This window comes from Rhizobium sp. TRM96647 (assembly GCF_025780115.1).
GTDB lineage: Bacteria > Pseudomonadota > Alphaproteobacteria > Rhizobiales > Rhizobiaceae > Mycoplana.
Genome location: NZ_JAOXHF010000008.1, coordinates 265,839 through 286,454 on the forward strand (window position 1 = coordinate 265,839; position 20,616 = coordinate 286,454).

Genomic DNA, 20,616 nt, shown 5'->3' on the forward strand with positions numbered 1-20,616 from the left:
TTAGCGGGCGAATGCGGCGGTAATACCCGGGCGCCGCAATGGCCGCTTGAAACGGAATGCCGCCCCGCTACGAGGCGACGAAGCACCTCCCCGCCATTCTAAAGCGGAGAGGCAACGGTGCGCGCCGGACGGGCGCGCACCTTTCAGACCTTATTCGGCTGCGTCGGGAAGCTGTGCTTCGGCGGTCGCGTCGACCTTCGAATTCTCCAGCTCGACCGACAGGCCCAGCGAACGCATTTCCTTGACGAGAACGTTGAAGCTCTCCGGAATGCCCGCCTCGAAGGTGTCGTCGCCGCGGACGATCGCCTCGTACACCTTGGTACGGCCGGCCACGTCGTCCGACTTCACCGTCAGCATCTCCTGCAGGGTGTAGGCGGCGCCGTAGGCTTCGAGCGCCCAGACCTCCATTTCCCCGAAGCGCTGACCGCCGAACTGCGCCTTGCCGCCCAGCGGCTGCTGGGTGACGAGCGAGTACGGACCGATCGAACGGGCGTGGATCTTGTCGTCCACGAGGTGGTTCAGCTTCAGCATGTAGATGTAGCCGACGGTCACCTGGCGGTCGAACTGGTCGCCGGTACGGCCGTCGAAGAGCGTCGACTGGCCGGTGACCTTGAGGCCGGCCTGTTCGAGCATCTCGTTGACGTCCTTCTCGACGGCGCCGTCGAAGACGGGGGTCGCGATCGACACGCCGCGGCGGGTCTGTTCGGCCAGCCGCACGATGGAATCGTCATCGTACTGCTTGATCGGCTCGCCCTTCGGGCCGGAACCGATGACGCTGTCGATCGTGTCGCGCAGCGGTTGGATGTCGGCGCCTGCCTTGTAGGCGTCCAGCATCTCGCCGATCTGCCTGCCCATGCCGGCGCAGGCCCAGCCGAGGTGCGTCTCCAGGATCTGGCCGACGTTCATACGCGAAGGCACGCCCAGCGGGTTCAGCACGATGTCGACATGCGTGCCGTCCTCGAGGAACGGCATGTCCTCGACAGGAACGATGCGCGAGACGACGCCCTTGTTGCCGTGACGGCCGGCCATCTTGTCGCCCGGCTGGATCTTGCGCTTCACGGCGACAAAGACCTTGACCATCTTCATGACGCCCGGAGGCATCTCGTCACCGCGCTGGACCTTCTCGACCTTGTCCATGAAGCGCTGCTCAAGGCGCGACTTGGATTCGTCGTACTGGCCGCGAAGCGCCTCGATCTCGCCCTGCGCCTTCTCGTCCTCGACGGCGAACATCCACCACTGCGAGCGGGGATATTCCGAGATGACGGCGTTGGAAAGCTCGGTGCCCTTCTTGAAGCCCTTGGGGCCGGCGACGGCCACGTGGCCACGCAGCATGTCGATCAGGCGGCCGTAGACGTTGCGGTCCAGGATCGCCTGCTCGTCGTCGCGGTCCTTGGCCAGACGCTCGATCTCCTCGCGCTCGATCGCCATCGCGCGCTCGTCCTTCTCAACGCCGTGGCGGTTGAAGACGCGAACTTCGACGACGGTACCGAAGGTGCCCGGCGGCATGCGCATGGAGGTGTCGCGGACGTCGGAGGCCTTCTCGCCGAAGATGGCGCGCAGAAGCTTTTCTTCCGGCGTCATCGGGCTTTCGCCCTTCGGCGTGATCTTGCCAACGAGGATGTCGCCCGGCTGGACTTCCGCACCGATGTAGACGATGCCGGCTTCGTCCAGGTTCTTCAGCGCTTCTTCCGAGACGTTCGGAATGTCGCGCGTGATTTCTTCCGGACCGAGCTTGGTGTCACGCGCCATCACTTCGAATTCCTCGATGTGGATGGAGGTGAACACGTCGTCGCGCACGATCCGCTCGGAGAGCAGGATCGAGTCCTCGTAGTTGTAGCCGTTCCAGGGCATGAACGCGACGAGCGCGTTGCGGCCGAGCGCCAGATCACCCAGGTCCGTGGACGGACCGTCGGCGATGATGTCGCCCTTGTTCAGAACGTCGCCGACGGTGACCAGCGGACGCTGGTTGACGCAGGTGTTCTGGTTCGAACGCTGGAACTTCTGCAGCCGGTAGATATCGACCCCGGACTTGCCCGGATCGAGATCTTCGGTGGCGCGGATAACGATACGGGTCGCGTCGACCTGGTCGACGACGCCGCCGCGGCGGGCCGCGATCGCAGCACCGCTATCACGCGCAACCACCGGCTCCATGCCGGTGCCGACGAACGGCGCTTCCGCCCGCAGGAGCGGAACGGCCTGACGCTGCATGTTCGAACCCATCAGCGCGCGGTTCGCATCGTCGTTCTCGAGGAACGGGATGAGTGCGGCCGCGACCGAGACGAGCTGCTTCGGCGAAACGTCCATCAGGTCGATCTGATCGCGCGGGGCGAGCATGACTTCGCCGGAGTGACGGCAAACGACGAATTCTTCCTCGAATTCGCCTTCGGCGTTCAGCACCGAGTTCGCCTGGGCGACGTGGTACTTGGCCTCTTCCATCGCCGACAGGTAGACGACGTCGGTCGTCACCTTGCCGTCCACGATCTTGCGGTACGGGCTTTCGATGAAGCCGTACTTGTTGACGCGGGCGAAGGTGGCGAGCGAGTTGATCAGACCGATGTTCGGGCCTTCCGGCGTCTCGATCGGGCAGATACGGCCATAGTGGGTAGGGTGAACGTCGCGGACTTCGAAGCCTGCACGCTCGCGGGTCAGACCACCCGGGCCAAGAGCCGAAAGACGGCGCTTGTGGGTGATTTCCGAAAGCGGGTTCACCTGGTCCATGAACTGCGACAGCTGCGAGGAGCCGAAGAATTCACGCACGGCAGCAGCGGCCGGCTTGGCGTTGATCAGGTCCTGCGGCATGACGGTGTCGATCTCGATCGACGACATGCGCTCCTTGATGGCGCGCTCCATGCGCAGCAGGCCGAGGCGATACTGGTTTTCCATCAGCTCGCCGACCGAACGGACGCGGCGGTTGCCGAGGTTGTCGATATCGTCGATCTCGCCCTTGCCGTCACGCAGTTCGACCAGCATCTTGACGACCGCCAGGATGTCCTCCTTGCGCAGCACGCGCACGGTGTCCGGGCAGTCGAGGTCAAGACGCATGTTCATCTTGACGCGGCCGACGGCGGAGAGGTCGTAGCGCTCGGCGTCGAAGAACAGCGACTGGAACATCGCCTCGCCCGATTCCATCGTCGGCGGCTCGCCCGGACGCATGACGCGGTAGATGTCGAACAGCGCGTCCTGACGGTTCTCGTTCTTGTCGGCGGAAAGCGTGTTGCGGATGTAGGCGCCGACATTGATGTGGTCGATGTCGAGAACCGGGATCTCGTCGAAGCCAGCCGACAGGATGACCGGCAGGGTCTTCTCGTCGATCTCGTCGCCGGCTTCGAGGTAGATCTCGCCGGTCGAGACGTTGACGACGTCTTCCGCCAGGTAGTTGCCGTAGAGGTCGTCGTCGGTCGCCTTGAGCGCCTTCAGGCCCTTTTCGGTCAGCTGCTTGAGGACACGCGGGGTCAGCTTCTTGCCGGCCTCGACCACGACCTCGCCGCTGTCGGCGTCGATCATGTCGGAGACGGCCTTCTGGCCCTTCAGCGCATCGGGATGGAACGGCACGCGCCAGCCTTCGCCGTCGCGCTGGTAGAGCGACTTCGTGTAGAAGGTGTCGAGGATTTCCTCGCCGTCCATGCCGAGCGCCATCAGCAGCGACGTCACCGGAATCTTGCGGCGGCGGTCGATGCGGGCATGCACGATGTCCTTGGCGTCGAACTCGATGTCGAGCCAGGAGCCGCGATAGGGGATGACGCGGGCAGCGAACAGCAGCTTGCCGGAGGAATGGCTCTTGCCCTTGTCATGGTCGAAGAAGACGCCCGGCGAACGGTGCATCTGGGAGACGATGACGCGCTCGGTGCCGTTGACGATGAAGGTGCCGTTGTCGGTCATGAGCGGCATGTCGCCCATGTAGACGTTCTGTTCCTTGATGTCCTTGATCGACTTCGCGCCGGTATCCTCGTCGATATCGAACACGATCAGGCGCAGCGTCACCTTGAGCGGCGCCGCATAGGTCAGGTCGCGCTGGCGGCACTCCTCGACGTCGAACTTCGGCTGCTCGAACTCATAGGAAACGAACTCCAGCATGGAGGCGCCGGAGAAATCGGTGATCGGGAAAACCGACTTGAAAACGGCCTGCAGCCCCTCATCCGGGCGGCCGCCCTGGGGCTCGTCGACCATCAAAAACTGGTCGTAGGACGCCTTCTGAACCTCGATGAGGTTCGGCATCTCTGCGACTTCGGGAATTTTACCAAAAAACTTGCGTACGCGCCTGCGACCGTTAAACGAAAGGGTCTGAGCCATCGTCGCTCCTTCAAACTAGTGCATCCGGGCCTGCAACGGACGGGGTTCGCTGGCCAGTCGATCCCGTCGAACATGGGTAGTCTCAATCTCGTCCCGTCTCCCGAGCCCGCCGGCCGGATTGCCTGAAAGCGGTTCGGTTCGGGACCATCCTCTTGAGAACCCATTACCCAAGAGCCGTTTCGACGGCTCTTGGGTAATCAGTTCAGAAGAAATGACCGGGAGAGGGAGAACCCTCCCCCGGCACATTCCGATATTACTTGACGTCGACCTTGGCGCCGGCGTCCTCAAGCTTCTTCTTGAGGTCAGCGGCTTCAGCCTTGGAAACGCCTTCCTTGACAGCCTTCGGAGCGCCTTCGACGAGGTCCTTGGCTTCCTTGAGGCCGAGGCCGGTGATGGCGCGGACTTCCTTGATGACGTTGATCTTGTTCGCGCCGGCATCAGCGAGGATGACGTCGAACTCGGTCTTTTCTTCTTCAGCAGCAGCAGCAACAGCGCCACCGCCAGCAGCAGCAACAGCTACCGGAGCTGCAGCCGAAACGCCCCACTTCTCTTCGAGAAGCTTGGAAAGCTCAGCGGCTTCCAGGACGGTCAGCGAGGAGAGGTCTTCAACGATCTTTGCGAGATCAGCCATTTTGATAGTTCCTTTTGTTCGGTTCGAACCGGGTTGTTTGATTTACAGCGAAAAACCGCCTCAAGCGGCTTCGTCCTTCTTGGCGTAGGCTGCGAACACGCGAGCAAGCTGGCTTGCCGGTGCTGCGACGACCGTTGCGACGCGGGTAGCCGGGGCATTCAGCAGGCCCAGCAGCTTTGCGCGCAGCTCGTCCAGCGAAGGCAGGGTCGCAAGCGACTTGACTGCTTCGGCGTCGAGCGTGGTCGCACCCATGGCACCACCGAGAACAACGAGCTTGTCGTTGGTCTTGGCGAAGTCCATGGCAACCTTCGGAGCGATCATCGGATCATTTGCGTATGCAATGAGCGTCTGACCCTGGAAGAGATCTGTCATCCCTTCCGACTCCGTACCCTGAAGGGCGATCTTGGCCAGGCGGTTCTTCGCGACTTTGACGGTTCCGCCGGCAGCACGCATCTTCGTACGAAGATCGTTCATCTGCGCAACGGTGATACCGGCATAGCGGGCCACGACAACCGAACCGGAAGCCTTGAAGACTTCGTTCAGCTCCGTGACGAATTCGCGTTTTTCCGCTCTTTCCACTGCCTATCTCCAGTTGACGGGGCTACGGACGTCCGCAGTCCCCATCGGGTTTGCCTTTGCCGCCAGGGATCGTCATTCGAAGATCCCGAGCGACGCTCGAGGATCCTGTCCCCTCGCGCTCGGCCTTTCGGCCGGGGCACAAGGCAAGGTAGGTTCGAACCGAATTCTTCCGCGCATCGCTGCGGGGTGAAATCCAGGTCTTACCCGTCTCATGCAGGCAAAGTGATTAAGGGATAACCACCTGCAATCTCGGACAGGAGTTCCGGGTTGCCCCGGAAATTCCCGGCCAGACATGACCGGGAATTCTTGGTCGGGCCCGGCGCGAAGCCGGACCGAAAAATCAGGCGCCCAAATTAGGCGACGGTCGCCGGGTCGATCTTGACGCCCGGGCCCATCGTCGAAGAGATCGCCACGCGCTTGACGTAGTTGCCCTTGGCGCCGGTCGGCTTCGCCTTGATGACGGCGTCGGCGAAGGCCTTGATGTTCTCTTCGAGCGCCTTGGCGTCGAAGGAAGCCTTGCCGATGCCGGCATGAACGATACCAGCCTTCTCGACGCGGAACTCGACGGCGCCGCCCTTGGAAGCCTTGACGGCACCGGCGACGTCCATGGTGACGGTTCCGACCTTCGGGTTCGGCATCATGCCGCGCGGGCCGAGGACCTTACCAAGACGACCGACGAGCGGCATCATGTCCGGGGTGGCAATGCAGCGATCGAAATCGATCTTGCCGCCCTGGACGATCTCGACCAGGTCTTCGGCGCCGACGACGTCTGCGCCGGCAGCCTTGGCTTCGTCGGCCTTGGCGCCGCGGGCGAAGACGGCGACGCGAACGTCACGGCCCGTGCCGTTCGGCAGGTTGACCACGCCGCGGACCATCTGGTCTGCGTGGCGCGGGTCGACGCCGAGGTTCATGGCGACTTCGACCGTCTCGTCGAACTTGGCGACAGCCCGCTCCTTGACCATGCCGATGGCGAGGTCGAGAGCATAGAGCTTGGTGGGATCAACGCCTTCGTTGATCTTCTTGGTACGCTTGCCAGCCATCGTCTTAACCTACCACTTCCAGGCCCATGGAACGGGCCGAGCCCGCAACCATCGCCATTGCGCCTTCAACGTCGGCGGCATTCAGGTCCTTCATCTTGGCTTCCGCGATCTTGCGGACCTGCGCCTCGGTGATCGAGCCTGCCTTGGCCTTGCCGGGGGTCTTGGAACCCGACTTCAGGCCAGCTTCCTTCTTGAGGAAGTAGCTGACCGGCGGCTGCTTCATGATGAAGGTGAAGGACTTGTCCTGGTAGTAGGTGATGACGACCGGGATCGGCATACCCTTTTCCATTTCCTGCGTGGCGGCATTGAACGCCTTGCAGAATTCCATAATGTTAATGCCACGCTGACCGAGCGCAGGTCCGATCGGCGGGGACGGGTTCGCCGATCCTGCCGGAACCTGCAGCTTGAGCTGGCCTGCAACTTTCTTAGCCATTTCTCTCTGCCTCTACTTTGGTGAGACCGATTTCCCGGTCATCCTTGCCAGCGTCCCCGAAAGAACCCTGGCGGCTGCGGTTGCGTGGTACGGTCGTCGGCGCCCGGCTTTGGTAGACGCCTGCCCTTCCACGCGATTTGCGGGTCACCCCGCGGCCGGCACCGTCAGGCGCCGGAATTCGACGGGCGCCGCGGAACGATGTCCTGCGGCGCCGATGATCAGATTTTCTCGACCTGAGCGTATTCCAGTTCGACCGGGGTGGCGCGACCGAAGATCGACACTTCCACCTTGAGGCGCGAACGCTCTTCGTCGACGTCCTGAACCGTTCCGTTGAACGAGGCGAACGGACCGTCCGAAACCCGGACCTGCTCGCCGATCTCGAAGGAAATCGAGGGCTTCGGCCGATCGACGCCGTCCTGAACCTGGCCGAGGATGCGCTCGGCCTCGTGATCGGGGATCGGCACCGGCTTGTTGTCGGAGCCAAGGAAGCCCGTGACCTTCGGGGTGTTCTTGATCAGGTGATAGGCCTCGTCCGTCAGGTTCGCACGAACCAGGACGTAGCCGGGGAAGAACTTGCGCTCGGCATCGACCTTGCGGCCGCGACGCACTTCCACCACCTTCTCGGTCGGCACCAGGATCTTCTCGAACAGATGCTCAAGCCCCTTCTGGCGAGCCTTCTCCTCGATCGATTCGGCAACCTTCTTCTCGAAATTCGAATAGGCGTGAACGATATACCAACGCGAAGCCATGCTGATCTCCACCCGATTACGCGCCGACGTTCAGGATCAGGCCGATCAGCCATCCCATGAGCTGATCCGCCGCAAAGAAGAAAATCGCAGCGAGGAATACCATGACGAAAACCATGACGGTCGAGATCGTCGTCTCGCGCCGCGACGGCCAAGTCACTTTGGACGCTTCAGAGCGGACTTGCTGCAGAAACGCTATCGGGTTCGTCTTGGATGCCATTGAATGCTCACGCCATTACGGCGCGTAAAGCCGAATGATCAGCCCCACGCACCGCGTGTCTGTTTGACCCTACATAAAGCGCGATTCTTCTTTTCACAAGAGGCAAACGCGCTTTTCATGAAATTGGACCGGAAACCGATCCATTGCCACCCGGCCGCCGCCGCAAGAGCCTGCGCAGGCTGGCGAATGGCAGGGGCAGAGGGGCTCGAACCCCCGACCTGCGGTTTTGGAGACCGCCGCTCTACCAACTGAGCTATACCCCTTTATCTCCGCTGCGGCGCCTGCAAATGCGGCAATCGCGTCGGGACAGCGGCTTATTATTCAACTTGCCCGGCGATGACAAGCGCCTTTCAGAGAAAAGCGAAATTTCTGCGTGGAAAGCCCGCACGCGGGCCCGCGACAAATCAAGCCTCGGCCCACCCACTCTACAACCCTCACCGCTTCCAGGGGCCAAGAACAAAAGAGAAGAAGGCCCCGCGGTCACCCACGAGGCCTCCCCATTCTCATCTTTCAGGCGACGATTCGCCCCGTCGATTACACGACGATCGAGGCGACGATGCCGGCGCCGCGGACAAATCGCGCTTGCGCGCCATTTGCCCCACTTTTCCGCCGTCGGCAGCTTTCGCCCTCGTCGCCCCGCCGAGATTACTCGACGATCGAGGCGACGATGCCGGCGCCGACGGTGCGGCCGCCTTCGCGGATCGCGAAGCGCAGCTTTTCTTCCATCGCGATCGGAACGATCAGCTCGACATCAACCGTGACGTTGTCGCCCGGCATCACCATTTCCGTGCCTTCCGGAAGCGTGACGATGCCCGTCACGTCGGTGGTGCGGAAGTAGAACTGCGGACGGTAGTTGGTGAAGAACGGCGTGTGACGGCCGCCTTCTTCCTTCGTCAGGATGTAGGCTTCGGCCTTGAACTTCTTGTGCGGCTTGACCGAACCCGGCTTGCACAGGATCTGGCCACGCTCGACGCCGTTGCGGTCGACGCCGCGCAGCAGCGCGCCGATGTTGTCGCCGGCCTGGCCCTGGTCGAGCAGCTTGCGGAACATCTCGACGCCCGTGCAGGTCGTCTTCGTCGTCGGACGGATGCCGACGATCTCGATTTCCTCGCCGACCTTGACGATGCCGCGCTCGACGCGACCCGTGACAACGGTACCGCGGCCCGAGATCGAGAACACGTCTTCGATCGGCATCAGGAACGGCTGGTCGATCGGACGCTCAGGCGTCGGGATGTAGGCGTCAACCGCTGCCATCAGCTCGCGGATCGCGTCTTCGCCGATCTTCTTGTCCGAATCTTCCAGAGCGGCCAGAGCCGAACCCTTGACGATCGGAATGTCGTCGCCCGGGAAGTCGTAGGACGACAGCAGTTCGCGAACTTCCAGCTCGACGAGTTCGAGCAGCTCGGCGTCGTCGACCTGGTCAACCTTGTTCAGGAACACCACGATCGCGGGAACGCCGACCTGACGGGCCAGCAGGATGTGCTCGCGGGTCTGCGGCATCGGACCGTCGGCGGCCGAGCAGACGAGGATCGCGCCGTCCATCTGGGCAGCGCCGGTGATCATGTTCTTGACGTAGTCGGCGTGGCCGGGGCAGTCGACGTGCGCATAGTGACGGTTCGGCGTCTCGTATTCGACGTGCGCCGTCGAAATGGTGATGCCGCGCGCCTTTTCTTCCGGAGCCGCGTCGATCTGGTCGTACGCCTTGAACTCGCCGAAGTACTTCGTGATCGCCGCCGTCAGCGACGTCTTGCCATGGTCAACGTGGCCGATCGTGCCGATGTTTACGTGAGGCTTGTTGCGCTCAAACTTACCTTTTGCCATGTCTATTCTTCCTGTGAACGAACTTTGGGCTTAACCGGCCCTTCCCGGTTTGGCAGCCGTTTAAGGCTTTCGCAAGGAATGCGCAAGCGCTAAATCCATCGGCAACCGGCGGCCGCCGACCGCCGCAGCCGGGTGCCTCCAGGCGTTCATCCAGCCCGCTCGCCGAGCACCGCTTTGCGCCGCATTTCCGCATAAAACGCGCTCATTTGCCGCCGCTTGTTCATCCTGGCTCTCAGAAACGGGTCCGCGGCCACCCGGCCCTGCCGTTCCGGACCGCACCGGCTCGCTTCAGGGCTAAATCGCCGGTTGCGGCCAGCGGGCTCCCATGGGAGACTTCCGCCCATGGATTCTGCAGATACGAGATCTCGCGTGATTCCGTCTTCACCGGCCGGGTCCGGCGGGGACGAGCGTCAGGCGACAGGAACGGTTCGTTCGGCCGCGCCTTCGACCCGCCACCTCCGTCCCGGGCTCATGGCGCAGGCGCTCGACCATCTCTTCCTGCCTTTGGTCGCCGCCTGGTTCGCCTTTCCGCAACGTTTCGACCGGGCCGTCGCGCAACTGGCGCAGCGCGGCGGGCGGGCGGTATCGCCGCGGCAGGCGGCAGCACATTTCGGCGGCAGCCTGTTTCTGCAGATCGATCCGCGGATCCTGACCCACCGGCTCGACGAGAAATATGTCGATGCCGACGGATGGCACTGGATCGGCGAGAGCTTCCTCGACGCCGGGGACTGGCAGGAGCGGCTGTCGCCGCTGCAGCGTTCGCCGGCGCATCGCGAGATCGTCGAGATCTGCCGGACACGGGACAATTTCCGCGACGGCAAACGCTACCGGACCTACCTGCGCCAGATCGCCGAGGGCCAGCCGCCACGGCGCAATGGCCGGCCGATCGACACCGTGGGCAAGCTCGACGCCTATTTCCGCTACTATGCCGACCTGATCGACAACATCGATCGCACCGGCATCCTGCCGCGTAACCGCTTCCAGCGCGCGGCGAGCAGCGGCCAGCAGCCGCGTCGGGCGCGCTCGTTCTGGCTGGACTTTGTGGAGCGCGACATCGGTGTGGCGATCGACAAGGACGGGGGGCTCGTCCGCCACACCTCGGGCAAGCACCGCCTGGCCGCCGCCATCGGGCTGGGTCTCAAGAAGGTCCCGGTGGAGATCCGCATGGTGCATTTCGGCTGGCTCCAGGCGGAAATGCAGACGCGGCAACTGCCGGCGGCGAAAGCGCTGGCCGCTGCCCTGCGCGAAAGGGGCTCGGCCTGAGAAGAACGCGACGACGCCAAGGCGGATGCGTCTCACCAGGGGGCGCATCTGGAAAGACGTGCAGCGTGCTGACGAGATCGTGATACGCGGTATAGCTATGCGATTGAAAAGACTGGAGCGGGTAGCGGGAATCGAACCCGCGTATTCAGCTTGGAAGGCTGCTGCTCTACCATTGAGCTATACCCGCGGCGTTCGATCCGTACCAACAGAATGGTGGAGGGAGTTGGATTTGAACCAACGTAGGCTGAGCCAACGGATTTACAGTCCGTCCCCTTTAACCACTCGGGCATCCCTCCATTTTTCTGTCGGGATCAAGCGACCAAGCATTCAGATCGAAGCGGTTTTCCTGCCGGAGCAAGGCGCCCCTTCGATCTGCGCCGGGTATATGACCGGCCCGTTTCTTCCTGTCAACACGACCCTTTGGAAAAAGTTGGGAAAAATACGACGGCTCCGGCGCGACTGCCGCGATCATTGGATTTGCGGATTTCGCGCCGGGGGCTATAAGGCGGCATGAGCAAGGACGATGCAGGCGGCAAGAACGCCAAGGACACCCATTACGCCAAGCTGCGCCGGGCGCACCGCGACCAGCGGCGCGAGCGCGGCGAGATTCCGACGCCCAAGACCGACCGCCGCCACAGGCAGGCGGAGGACTGGAAGGCGCCGTCGCTTGCCCCCGACCAGGTGCTGCTCTACGGGCTGCATACGGTGCGCGCGGCCCTCGACAATCCCGAGCGACAGGTCATCAGGCTGTCGGTCACCAAAAACGCCGCGCAGCGACTGGAACTGCCCGATCCGGCCACCCTGCCCTACCCGGTCGAGGCCGTGCTGCCGTCCGACATCGACAGGCTGCTCGGGCCGGATGCGATCCACCAGGGCGTGATGCTGGAGACGCGACCGTTGCCGGTGCGCAGGCTCGGGGCCCTGAAGGAGAGCCCGCTGATCCTGGTGCTGGATCAGGTCACGGACCCGCACAATGTCGGGGCGATCCTGCGCACTGCGGTCGCCTTCGGCGCCGGCGCCGTGATCACCACCATGCGGCATTCGCCGACCGAATCGGGCGTGCTGGCGAAATCCGCCTCCGGCGCGCTCGAGCTCATCCCCTATATCCAGATCACCAACCTCGCCGAGGCGCTCGAGGAACTGCATACGCACGGCTTCTATTCGGTCGGGCTCGATTCGGAGGGCCCGGAGCCCTTCGAGGCGACGCTGGCGGGCGAGAAGGTGGCGCTGGTGCTGGGATCGGAGGGCAAGGGCCTGCGGCAGAAGACCCGGGCGACCTGCAAGGCACTCGCCCGCCTCGACATGCCCGGCGCGATCAAGTCCCTGAACGTCTCCAACGCGGCGGCCATCGCGCTCTATGCCGCGCGCCAGTACCTGGCCCGGTAGAAACGAGCGCGGCACAAGCGGAACAATCTCCGGAAAGGTCCCGCGAACCGAAGCGACTGAGGCAGCGACAGAGGCCCTGCCGTCATTGCACGTCGTAAGGCGTCGAGGGGATCGGACCGATCCTTGCCGCCACCGGGCAGCCGTCCTGCACCTTCTGCCAGCTGGTGACGTTCAGCACCATCTCGCATCGGGCGAGATACTTGCGCCCGTCGACGCTGAGACAGACGACTGCGCCGAGCGCGTGCTTGGATCCGTCGCGATTGCGGCAGGTGCAACGGGCATCGGGCGGCCCGGCCGCGGCCCATGCCGGCAGGGTCAGGACAGCCGCACCGAGCAGCATGCAAGACAAGAGGCGCATCGGCGATCTCCCCTGTTCCCTGGCCTGCTTCCTGGCATGTCGGTGGAGTCTAGACCGATATTTCCGGCTGTCGAGCACCGATCGCGATGCCGGCCGGATTCGATTCGGCAGCCAGCGCGATCGGGCTCTGGCGGGTGGGCCGACAACCGAAAGCCCGCCGGGGAGAGATCCCGACGGGCTTTCGGTTGTTCAGGGACGGCGGCTCAGCTTGCGAGCTGCAGCTTGCCGAGACCGGTGATGTTGCGCTCGGCCTCGGAGATCGCCGATGCCTTGGAGACGTCGCCGAGGTTCAGGCCCTCGGCGCGGACGAACTCGACGTCGGTGATGCCGAGGAAGCCGAAGACGGCAGTCAGGTAGCTCTCCTGGTGGTCCATGATCGCTGCCGGGCCGGAGCTGTAGTGGCCGCCGCGCGTGGAGACGACGATCACCTTCTTGCCCTTGGCGAGGCCCTCGGCACCGTTTTCACCGTAGCGGAAGGTCTTGCCGGCGACCGCGATGCGGTCGATCCAGGCCTTCAGCTGGCTCGGCAGCGAGAAATTGTACATCGGCGCGCCAACGATGACGGTATCGGCGGCCAGGAACTCCTCGAGCACGGCAGCACTGGTGGCGACGTCATCGGCAATCTTGGCGTCGAGTTCTTCCGGCTTGGCATTGGCAGCCATCAGGTGGGCGCCGGTCAGGTGCGGAAGTGCGTCGGCGACGAGGTCGCGGTAGGTGATCGTGGCATCGGGCTGGTCGGCCCTGACCTGGGCCGCGATCGCTGCGGTCAGGCGGCGGGAGACGGAGTGGTCGCCGAGGATGCCGGAGTCGATGTGGAGGACGTTCATGGTGTGGTACCTCTGAAATGCGTTTCGTTGGAAACTATATGTCCTGAAAACAATCGAAGGATTAGCCGGCCAATTTTCAATTGACTGTTTCCTGAGGGAAACAATAAGAGGAGATCGAAGGCGCCCTGGAGTTCCGCCATGCAAGACCTCAACGATCTCGCCCTGTTCGCCGCGGTGGTGAAGAACAAGGGTTTCACCGCCGCCGCCACCGCGCTCGGCGTGCCGAAATCGAAGATCTCCAAGCGCGTCGCGCAGCTGGAGGACCGGCTCGGCGTGCGCCTGCTGGAACGCTCCACCCGCAAGCTCAGGGTCACCGACATCGGCCAGACCTTCTACGAGCGCTGCGAGACGATCCTTGCCGGCGTCGACGAGGCGGAGACGATCGTCGCCGCCGCCAAGTCGGAACCGGCGGGACCGATCCGCCTGTCGATGCCGCCGGGCTTCGCCCCGATGATGGCCCACATCCTGCCGACCTTCCTGAAGCGCTATCCGCAAGTCCGGCTCGCCGTGGTGATGACCAACCGGCCGGTCGACCTGATCGAGGAGCGGATCGACGTCGCCCTCAGGGTGCGGGAGAGCTATGACGGCGACCAGTCAGTCGTCGTCCGCAAGTTCACCAGCACGCGCCAGTTCCTGGCGGCGAGCCCTTCCTTCGTTGCCGCGCACGGGCCGATCGTGCTGGAAAACCTCCCGAAACTGCCGACGCTCGCCATACAGGAGCATACCGGCCGTGCCGTCTGGTCGCTCATGAACTCGGCCGGCGAGGTCTGCGACATCGCCCACATCCCCACCCTCTCCTCCGTGGAATTCGGCATGCTGGAGCGTGCCGCGATCGAGGGGGTGGGCATCGGTCTTCTGCCCGACAACATCGTCGAACGCGGTTTTCGGGCGGGCTTGCTCGTGCCCGTATTGCCCGAGTGGAGTTCGCCCGAACAGAGCATGCACGCCGCCTTCACCTCGCGCCACGGCATGCTGCCCGCCGTCCGCGCGCTCATCGACTACCTCGCCGAGGTCCTGCCCCGCACCGTCGAGCTCTGCAAGGCAGCAATCCCGCAATCGCCGTCCACGACCGATTGGAGCATCTGAGGGCCGCTTTTTCGCTTTACAGCCCGCCGGAATGTGCTAACTCCGTCGCAGAGCGCCCTTATAGCTCAGTTGGTAGAGCACCTGATTTGTAATCAGGGGGTCCCGGGTTCGAGTCCTGGTGGGGGCACCAAAAACTTCCAAGCAAATTCAAATTGATAGCAATACTGCGGAGACGATTTTTGCCGGACTCCATGTCGCAGTATGTTGCGCTCCAATCCCCTGAGATTCCCGGAAGTCCCCTGAGCCCTCGGCAAATCCACGCGACATGGAATGCAACATGAAAAGAGCTAGAAAGCTGTTGGCGGCCGACTGCGACCTTGAAACGATTGCGGGGAGCTTGAGGGATGCCGTCGAGTTTGTGCGATCTGTGTTCGCCAACATGGCGGGCTACAGCAAGGATTGCCAGGTACGAATCGCCTTGGATAGCAATCCGCGCTGTCCAGACTATCTGATCGAAATGCTATTCCATGATGAGGAAGGCGGGCACGCGATCGTTCACGCGCAGGCAATCGCCGTATTCTCCGGGAAGAACCACGTAGGAGCACTTGCCGACGACGCTAACATTCGCCGAACATGGTCCTCCTCAGCTATGACATACAGCAACGTGCAGCAGCTTCTTGGCCGCCTTCGTGGTGTTCTCCCCGCTTGACACCCGCGTGCACCGTGTCACGGTGCGGGCTTAGGCATGGGGGATCATATGCGCATACTTATCGCAACTGCAGCTGCGACGCTCATCGCATTCAACCCGGCGATGGCCGAGTTCTTGGCGGATTTGGACACTTTTGAGGTCATCAAGGCGAATGGAAGCTTCACCGTCAATGACCTCGCAGTCGGTGAAGTAGGAGTCCTGCAGTCCGCCACTCTGTGCAACGATGGTGGCCGCATTTTTCTCGATACCACCACCACACTTGAATCAAAGACCTCGGAATATGGCGTTAATATGCGTGTTCGACGCCTCCCAGAAAGTAAAATCGAGCTGATCTTTCAGCCCGGCGCTAAAGCGAGCATTTCGCCAGACAAAGCTGCAGCCGAGTTACTCGTCAGGGCCACTCGCATGAAATGCAGTGAGATGATTGCGCCGGAAGGACGTCGTATAGTCGTTGACACGATCAATGGCGCCACCTCCACCTCTGAATTGATGGAACGCTCCAAGAATCCCTAGACGAGCTGAATGGTGCGGAAATTCCGCACCAACAAGCGGCTCCCCCTCGCACGCGTGCGCTAAGCCGCGCGCCGAACCTTCCGGCCCGATATCAGTCCTTCCAGACTGGCTGTATTATGCCGTCAAGGACTTCGATTGCGCGGCCGATGGGCCGATGTCTCTCCATTCCGCACGACCAACCCGAGGTCCTAAAGTACTCCCCAGTCCCCGCAGCGGCATCGAGATCTCTCATTGTCCACTTAATCTCGAAGCATTTCGCCCTAATCTCATCGAGCGCCGCGACTCCAGTCAACTTATAGGGACGTTTTCGTCGGCGGAAGCCACGGCGGCATGCGGCGCGGGATATCTGACTCCAACTCCGGCCGGGAATAGCGCTGAGGATCTCCTCGTGAGTTGCTGCGGGGTACAGTTTTCGAAGCGTAGCGATTTCCTCTGAAGTCCATGCCCTTTTGCGTTTGGTCAATCCCAAACTTCCGCATTGGTGGCGTATAGCGTCACGTGTTCGATGAGGCAGTCGCCGACGCAGCGCATCGTAGTCTCCTCGAAATTGTACGAGGAGTGCTCGCTCCTCGTCCGTCCAGAGCGGATTTCCGGAGGGTGAGACGCCCGACCTTCGTATCGAGAGCCGCATCCGTTGCGAAGTCGTTGCTCCGCGAGAGTATTCAGACAGGGGCATTTTCCGCCTCCGAGTAGTCAGGCCATCTGACTTGAGCACGGCCGCCCAGGGCGACAATCGCTCGGCCAAGCGCCCGATGATTGATCTTTCTACCGAACCAGCGAGCGTGCTGGAAATAGGTGCCTGTGCGAGCGGCTTTGTCGAGGTCAACCATGCTCCATCTGATCTCAAAGCACCTTGCCCGCACGGCATCCAACGGAGGTATTCCAGTGTCCGTGTATCGCCGGGCACGTCGCCTCAAGCCGCGATAGCGCGCCACCTGATCAATACTGGCCCACGTGCAATGGGGAAATGCTGCGCATATCTCAGCCCGGGGAGCTGACCCAAAGAGCCTTCGCAGCTTTGAGATCTCCGCAGCCGTCCACACGTGAATGGATTTTCGTAGGCCCATCTTTGCACATTGGCCACGTATTGCCGCAAGGGTACGATGCGGCAGACGTTTTTGCATTTCCGCGTAATTGCCCTTCAATGAGACGAGTACCGCGCACTCCTCATCTGTCCAGGGACTGCCTCCCTTCGCGTTCACGCCTTCCCTCCGGCTCTTCCGTCTGGCATCCCCTCGCCTCAGCGAGAAGGAGAGCGCGATTCTGCTGATAGGGCGAATCAAAGGTTGCGCTATCCCAGCAATCCACAGACAGCGCGGCACATAGCCGCCGTCGCGAGAACGGAACGATTGCGTGGTGAAAGTAGGCAACAAAGACGCAAGGCGCGTCAGCCCTTCGAATGTGGCTCTCGTCCCATGGCAGCGCAGAGACGGCGATACGACGCACCGCCCATGCCCGGGATGCGAAGGATCTCCCCATCCGACATGTCGACCATGTCGCCCACACGTTCGAAGCCTCGTTGATTGAGCTCCGCCACGAGCCCGGACCTGAGGCGTATGTCTGAAAGTTTCGCGTCGAGATTCGCCATGGCGGGAATGGACCACAAGGGTATTAGGCCATCTACCGCCCCCTAGTTGCAGAAGCGCCGGCAGAGAGAGCCTCCGCCTAGGAGCCGCTTGACTCCTCACCACGCCATGGCAGGTTGCAGGCAGCGGTTAGTGGAACAGCTAAAACTTGCAGCGATTGTCCGCAATCCCGACCGGAGGGACAGCAACATGAATGACGAGAACCGCGCCAGCCAAATCGATGTCGCTGTCGGTGCAAATCTGCGCCGAATCCGCAGCCTTCGACAGATGAGCCAGGAAGCGCTGGGGGAGCAGCTCGGCATAACGTTTCAGCAGATCCAGAAATATGAAAAAGGGAAGAACCGAATATCGGCGAGCAAGCTGGTTCTAATGGCCGAGGCGCTTGAGTGCGACCTGTCTTCCCTCTTTGCAGGCGTAGCCGATGTGGGGCGCAATGACCCAATCCCATTGTTGAGCATGCGCGCAGTTAAAGTGGCTGCACTGTATGATCGCCTTTCTGACGAACCCGTTCGAGATGCGCTCTTTAAGCTGGCCTTGACCCTGGCTGGCGACGCGGAGACGGAGGGACGTTCAACGTCAAGCCCATTTACCTGATGTTCAGATCCCGAGCGCAACGTCGTTGTAGGCGCGACATGTCACTGCGTACGCGCTGATTTTTCTCTGGCCCGCTTCGGCGGGCTTCTTTTTGACCGGGTGTCCCTCCCATGAACGGGCGGGCTAAATTTAGCACTTTGCACGAAAAACGTTTGGACGGTACCGTTCATCGGCAGCCCTACGGCGCTCTCCTCCCTGGCTTTGATCGAGCCCGATTGCCCCGCACCGGCGGGGCTTTTTTTGCTCCCACACCGTGCACGAGTATGGGCCGCCGTTGGTGCTGTTTCGGCACGGTGATATCCCGACATGGAGCGAGCCGGTCGCCCTGCGGAACTTTTCCCCGCTTGCCGAGTTTCGGCCTGTGGGGCTACCGCGAGCCCCAGGTGCGCATTTAGCGCCGTACGGGCACGAGCCCGGAAAGCCAGCGGAGGTTTAAGCACGGGCCTCCGCTGGTTAACCTGCGGCAGCGTGCTGCGGGAATGCGCAAGGCCTTCTAGTGGGCATGCCGCCTGAAGCAGGCAATCAGCATCGACCGAACAACCACGGGATTATGCTCACCTCCTGCATAGAGCCGAATCAGCGTCCGCCCAAGCGAACGAGCTCGCTCACTTTCGAGCGGGAAGCAGCAATCCTCTCTGCACTCCTCGAAGATACGCTCAAGGGTGTTCAGCTCATCGGGGCCAACCATTTCCGAGAGTTCACCGCCGGGGAATACCGGATAGCCTGCAGCGTCATGATACATCACTGCCATCTCGCTTCCTCTTCGTGTTTCGGTCAAACGAAGTCCAGGGAGAGATGTTCCGGAACCAACGTCGATTCCGGAACTCTCCGTGGTTCTCAGCGTTGATGCGCTGCCAACACGGAGGAACTCAGATGTCCAAATGGAAGACGCCGGTGGAATTGACACTCGAAGGCGCCGGTCACCAAACGGTGCACGGCCCGTATGCCGCCGCCATGCTCCTCATGATCTCATGGCCCACACAAAACGGCGTGGAGCGCGAGCGCGCCGAGCGGTTGTGCCTGGAGGCAGTGGAGCAGAAAACTAAAGCCGCAATGGCGCGCGAGGCTTTTCTCGCAGCTATTGAAGAGGCCGGCCTTACGATCGATAACCCGGGCACGAATCCACTGGCAGCTTAGCACAGGACGCCCGGTGGACGGGCATGTCACGACAGGGCAATGTCCCGGCTGATCAGCCGATTGTATCCATCATCCTCAGCAATGCTTCTGGATCGTGGTAGCCAGCGCGATCGAGCCGAAGGGTCCGCTGGGCTAAGCGTCCCGTCTTCTCGCTGTCGCGTTCTTCCTGTCGGACTAGCGTGACTATCGCTCGTAGCAATGCGACTTCATCGGGGAGGTAAATCCCGTCCGAACTGGAGGGGTGTTCTGCCTCGGAAACCTTGTACCGGTGCTTTGCTGCCGCCATGGCACAAACTGCCAGATCGTCTTCACCCACGATTCCGAGAGCGCAAAGCCGGGCGAGATAGTCGTCCAGCCACGCCCGGTCAGGTTCGGTAGGGCGAAACCAGTTCTGGGAAGCGATACCATCTGCAATGCGTTGAAGGGGTGCAGTCTTGCCGCTTTCGACGACGAGACAATCATGCGGGAAACTGGAGTTCATAAGAGCTCCTCCCATTGGGGCGGAAGAAGCCAACTCCCAGCCGACGGGGCCCTTGGCCATACCCGTCGATACCCAATTATGCGCCGATCACGCACTATTGCCAAATAATAGTTTTCGAGAGGTCCGGAAGGCCGGCCGGCTGGCCGGCCCGTTATTGCATGTCGAGCAATGCGCGGGGCCAGTTGCAGTTCCCGCAGCATCGGCAGGGTGGCCTACCCCGGCGCCGCATGGCAGATGATTGACGCCGGTCTCACCGGCGAGGCCAAAGCGGGATTCCACAAGCCATTTTTGACCTTGCCGATGTCCCTAAATCACTAAAGCTTGAGAAGGTTCCGTGCATCGACACCCTCGGCGGCTATCCAAACGAAATTGCAGGTCTGCGAGGCCGTAAAGCCGGCGGGGCTGATATGGAGCATGATCCGTCGGGGCTATCGAAGCTACGACAATCGGCTCTTCGAAACATCGAAGCGGTGGCAGACCTGAAGGATTTCATCGAGGAGAGCGCGCTCAGGAGGCGCCAGCATCTCGAAACGGCCGTCCGGAGTCGCTAGTTTCCTGGCATCTCCCATGATCGGAACAACGTGAAAGTCGTCGCTGCGGAACGGGGAGTTACCCGCGACACGGAATTCATAGCCTGGGAAGTGGTCCGAAAGGTATGCTGAGAAGCGGTCCTGGGCGCCGACGAACTCGTCCACTCGCCTCGTCGGCGGCGCTATCACGAACTGGCTCACTGCTTTCCGCGACATTCACTTCTCCCCTGCTCAGGTTTGAAGAGCCTGTTTTTGGGAGAAAGTCGATTCGCCGTCGATATGAGCGCGGCCGCTGGGCGTGCCAATGCGCAGGCTTGACGAGCCTTTTTCAGTTTGGTGAAATATTCTCGTTCTGATGGACCCGAACTTGAACTACCGGCGGCAATTCCGCCGGTTCTTTTTTGGCTAAGACGGGGATAGCTGATGACCCGCGATCCGTGGTGGCT

20 protein-coding genes and 4 tRNA genes are annotated in these 20,616 nt (G+C 62.0%); 8 read left to right on the plus strand and 16 right to left on the minus strand.

Annotated features, from left to right (window positions below):
* Positions 1-150: 150 nt before the first annotated feature.
* The 9 genes from rpoB to tuf all read right to left on the minus strand — a co-directional run bounded on the left by rpoB (position 151) and on the right by tuf (position 9,760).
* Positions 151-4,290, minus strand: coding sequence for a DNA-directed RNA polymerase subunit beta (gene rpoB, locus OCK02_RS17015; protein ID WP_230803988.1), 4,140 nt, complete (start codon positions 4,288-4,290; stop codon positions 151-153).
* A gap of 253 nt (positions 4,291-4,543) precedes the next feature.
* Complete coding sequence (gene rplL, locus OCK02_RS17020) at positions 4,544-4,921, minus strand: 50S ribosomal protein L7/L12 (RefSeq protein WP_230803986.1); 378 nt, start codon at positions 4,919-4,921, stop codon at positions 4,544-4,546.
* Positions 4,922-4,981: 60 nt separating this feature from the next.
* Entirely contained in the window at positions 4,982-5,500 is a 519-nt protein-coding gene (rplJ, locus tag OCK02_RS17025) for a 50S ribosomal protein L10 (protein ID WP_230803983.1), read from the minus strand.
* 353 nt (positions 5,501-5,853) lie between these two features.
* Entirely contained in the window at positions 5,854-6,540 is a 687-nt protein-coding gene (rplA, locus tag OCK02_RS17030; protein WP_230803980.1) for a 50S ribosomal protein L1, read from the minus strand.
* A gap of 4 nt (positions 6,541-6,544) precedes the next feature.
* A complete protein-coding gene (gene rplK, locus OCK02_RS17035) occupies positions 6,545-6,973 on the minus strand; it encodes a 50S ribosomal protein L11 (protein ID WP_230803978.1) in 429 nt (142 codons plus the stop codon).
* A 218-nt stretch (positions 6,974-7,191) separates the two neighbouring features.
* The gene (gene nusG, locus OCK02_RS17040; RefSeq protein ID WP_183806002.1) at positions 7,192-7,722 is read right to left on the minus strand and encodes a transcription termination/antitermination protein NusG; all 531 of its coding nucleotides are present in this window, start codon (positions 7,720-7,722) and stop codon (positions 7,192-7,194) included.
* Between the two features lie 16 nt (positions 7,723-7,738).
* Positions 7,739-7,939, minus strand: coding sequence for a preprotein translocase subunit SecE (secE, locus tag OCK02_RS17045; protein ID WP_112600304.1), 201 nt, complete (start codon positions 7,937-7,939; stop codon positions 7,739-7,741).
* Positions 7,940-8,126: 187 nt separating this feature from the next.
* Positions 8,127-8,202: transfer RNA gene (locus OCK02_RS17050), tRNA-Trp, on the minus strand.
* 382 nt (positions 8,203-8,584) lie between these two features.
* Positions 8,585-9,760, minus strand: coding sequence for an elongation factor Tu (gene tuf, locus OCK02_RS17055; protein ID WP_230803975.1), 1,176 nt, complete (start codon positions 9,758-9,760; stop codon positions 8,585-8,587).
* Between the two features lie 369 nt (positions 9,761-10,129).
* On the opposite strand from tuf, the gene OCK02_RS17060 reads away from it, so the two are divergent.
* Positions 10,130-11,023: a hypothetical protein gene (locus OCK02_RS17060; RefSeq protein ID WP_263814056.1), complete on the plus strand. Its 894-nt coding sequence runs from the start codon at positions 10,130-10,132 to the stop codon at positions 11,021-11,023.
* 113 nt (positions 11,024-11,136) lie between these two features.
* On the opposite strand, the gene OCK02_RS17065 is transcribed toward OCK02_RS17060, so the two are convergent.
* Positions 11,137-11,210 (minus strand) — tRNA-Gly (locus OCK02_RS17065).
* A gap of 24 nt (positions 11,211-11,234) precedes the next feature.
* Positions 11,235-11,319 (minus strand) — tRNA-Tyr (locus OCK02_RS17070).
* Between the two features lie 214 nt (positions 11,320-11,533).
* Here OCK02_RS17070 and rlmB point away from each other — a divergent pair.
* The gene (gene rlmB / locus OCK02_RS17075; protein WP_263814057.1) at positions 11,534-12,409 is read left to right on the plus strand and encodes a 23S rRNA (guanosine(2251)-2'-O)-methyltransferase RlmB; all 876 of its coding nucleotides are present in this window, start codon (positions 11,534-11,536) and stop codon (positions 12,407-12,409) included.
* Between the two features lie 82 nt (positions 12,410-12,491).
* Here the strand turns inward: rlmB and OCK02_RS17080 are convergent, their stop codons facing one another.
* A complete protein-coding gene (locus OCK02_RS17080; RefSeq protein ID WP_263814058.1) occupies positions 12,492-12,767 on the minus strand; it encodes a hypothetical protein in 276 nt (91 codons plus the stop codon).
* Positions 12,768-12,970: 203 nt separating this feature from the next.
* Positions 12,971-13,594: an FMN-dependent NADH-azoreductase gene (locus OCK02_RS17085; protein ID WP_263814060.1), complete on the minus strand. Its 624-nt coding sequence runs from the start codon at positions 13,592-13,594 to the stop codon at positions 12,971-12,973.
* Between the two features lie 138 nt (positions 13,595-13,732).
* On the opposite strand from OCK02_RS17085, the gene OCK02_RS17090 reads away from it, so the two are divergent.
* The 5 genes from OCK02_RS17090 to OCK02_RS17115 all read left to right on the plus strand — a co-directional run bounded on the left by OCK02_RS17090 (position 13,733) and on the right by OCK02_RS17115 (position 18,022).
* Positions 13,733-14,680, plus strand: a complete 948-nt coding sequence (locus tag OCK02_RS17090) for a LysR family transcriptional regulator (protein WP_263814061.1) — start codon at positions 13,733-13,735, stop codon at positions 14,678-14,680.
* 54 nt (positions 14,681-14,734) lie between these two features.
* A tRNA-Thr gene (locus OCK02_RS17095) sits at positions 14,735-14,810 on the plus strand.
* A 147-nt stretch (positions 14,811-14,957) separates the two neighbouring features.
* Positions 14,958-15,329, plus strand: coding sequence for a hypothetical protein (locus OCK02_RS17100; protein WP_263814062.1), 372 nt, complete (start codon positions 14,958-14,960; stop codon positions 15,327-15,329).
* Positions 15,330-15,377: 48 nt separating this feature from the next.
* Positions 15,378-15,842, plus strand: a complete 465-nt coding sequence (locus OCK02_RS17105) for a hypothetical protein (protein WP_263814063.1) — start codon at positions 15,378-15,380, stop codon at positions 15,840-15,842.
* A 1,775-nt stretch (positions 15,843-17,617) separates the two neighbouring features.
* Positions 17,618-18,022 (plus strand): helix-turn-helix domain-containing protein, encoded by a 405-nt coding sequence (locus OCK02_RS17115; RefSeq protein ID WP_263814065.1) that lies wholly within the window; start codon positions 17,618-17,620, stop codon positions 18,020-18,022.
* A gap of 493 nt (positions 18,023-18,515) precedes the next feature.
* Here OCK02_RS17115 and OCK02_RS17120 read toward each other — a convergent pair whose 3' ends face one another.
* Entirely contained in the window at positions 18,516-18,773 is a 258-nt protein-coding gene (locus OCK02_RS17120; protein ID WP_263814066.1) for a hypothetical protein, read from the minus strand.
* Positions 18,774-18,895: 122 nt separating this feature from the next.
* Between OCK02_RS17120 and OCK02_RS17125 the strand changes: the two genes are divergently transcribed.
* A complete protein-coding gene (locus OCK02_RS17125) occupies positions 18,896-19,159 on the plus strand; it encodes a DUF982 domain-containing protein (RefSeq protein ID WP_263814067.1) in 264 nt (87 codons plus the stop codon).
* 52 nt (positions 19,160-19,211) lie between these two features.
* Here OCK02_RS17125 and OCK02_RS17130 read toward each other — a convergent pair whose 3' ends face one another.
* Together OCK02_RS17130 and OCK02_RS17135 are read right to left on the minus strand one after the other, a co-directional pair.
* Positions 19,212-19,640 carry a hypothetical protein gene (locus OCK02_RS17130; protein ID WP_263814068.1) on the minus strand — a complete coding sequence of 143 codons (429 nt, stop codon included), beginning with the start codon at positions 19,638-19,640 and terminating at the stop codon, positions 19,212-19,214.
* Positions 19,641-20,077: 437 nt separating this feature from the next.
* The gene (locus OCK02_RS17135; RefSeq protein ID WP_263814069.1) at positions 20,078-20,386 is read right to left on the minus strand and encodes a hypothetical protein; all 309 of its coding nucleotides are present in this window, start codon (positions 20,384-20,386) and stop codon (positions 20,078-20,080) included.
* Positions 20,387-20,616 lie beyond the last annotated feature (230 nt).

Coding starts and splice junctions, on each gene's coding strand:
- rpoB (WP_230803988.1), bottom strand. CDS start 4,290: ATGGCTCAGACCCTTTCGTTTAACGGTCGCAGGCGCGTACGCAAGTTT.
- rplL (WP_230803986.1), bottom strand. CDS start 4,921: ATGGCTGATCTCGCAAAGATCGTTGAAGACCTCTCCTCGCTGACCGTC.
- rplA (WP_230803980.1), bottom strand. CDS start 6,540: ATGGCTGGCAAGCGTACCAAGAAGATCAACGAAGGCGTTGATCCCACC.
- rplK (WP_230803978.1), bottom strand. CDS start 6,973: ATGGCTAAGAAAGTTGCAGGCCAGCTCAAGCTGCAGGTTCCGGCAGGA.
- nusG (WP_183806002.1), bottom strand. CDS start 7,722: ATGGCTTCGCGTTGGTATATCGTTCACGCCTATTCGAATTTCGAGAAG.
- secE (WP_112600304.1), bottom strand. CDS start 7,939: ATGGCATCCAAGACGAACCCGATAGCGTTTCTGCAGCAAGTCCGCTCT.
- tuf (WP_230803975.1), bottom strand. CDS start 9,760: ATGGCAAAAGGTAAGTTTGAGCGCAACAAGCCTCACGTAAACATCGGC.
- rlmB (WP_263814057.1), top strand. CDS start 11,534: ATGAGCAAGGACGATGCAGGCGGCAAGAACGCCAAGGACACCCATTAC.
- OCK02_RS17080 (WP_263814058.1), bottom strand. CDS start 12,767: ATGCGCCTCTTGTCTTGCATGCTGCTCGGTGCGGCTGTCCTGACCCTG.
- OCK02_RS17085 (WP_263814060.1), bottom strand. CDS start 13,594: ATGAACGTCCTCCACATCGACTCCGGCATCCTCGGCGACCACTCCGTC.
- OCK02_RS17090 (WP_263814061.1), top strand. CDS start 13,733: ATGCAAGACCTCAACGATCTCGCCCTGTTCGCCGCGGTGGTGAAGAAC.
- OCK02_RS17100 (WP_263814062.1), top strand. CDS start 14,958: ATGAAAAGAGCTAGAAAGCTGTTGGCGGCCGACTGCGACCTTGAAACG.
- OCK02_RS17105 (WP_263814063.1), top strand. CDS start 15,378: ATGCGCATACTTATCGCAACTGCAGCTGCGACGCTCATCGCATTCAAC.
- OCK02_RS17115 (WP_263814065.1), top strand. CDS start 17,618: ATGAATGACGAGAACCGCGCCAGCCAAATCGATGTCGCTGTCGGTGCA.
- OCK02_RS17120 (WP_263814066.1), bottom strand. CDS start 18,773: ATGGCAGTGATGTATCATGACGCTGCAGGCTATCCGGTATTCCCCGGC.
- OCK02_RS17125 (WP_263814067.1), top strand. CDS start 18,896: ATGTCCAAATGGAAGACGCCGGTGGAATTGACACTCGAAGGCGCCGGT.
- OCK02_RS17130 (WP_263814068.1), bottom strand. CDS start 19,640: ATGAACTCCAGTTTCCCGCATGATTGTCTCGTCGTCGAAAGCGGCAAG.
- OCK02_RS17135 (WP_263814069.1), bottom strand. CDS start 20,386: ATGTCGCGGAAAGCAGTGAGCCAGTTCGTGATAGCGCCGCCGACGAGG.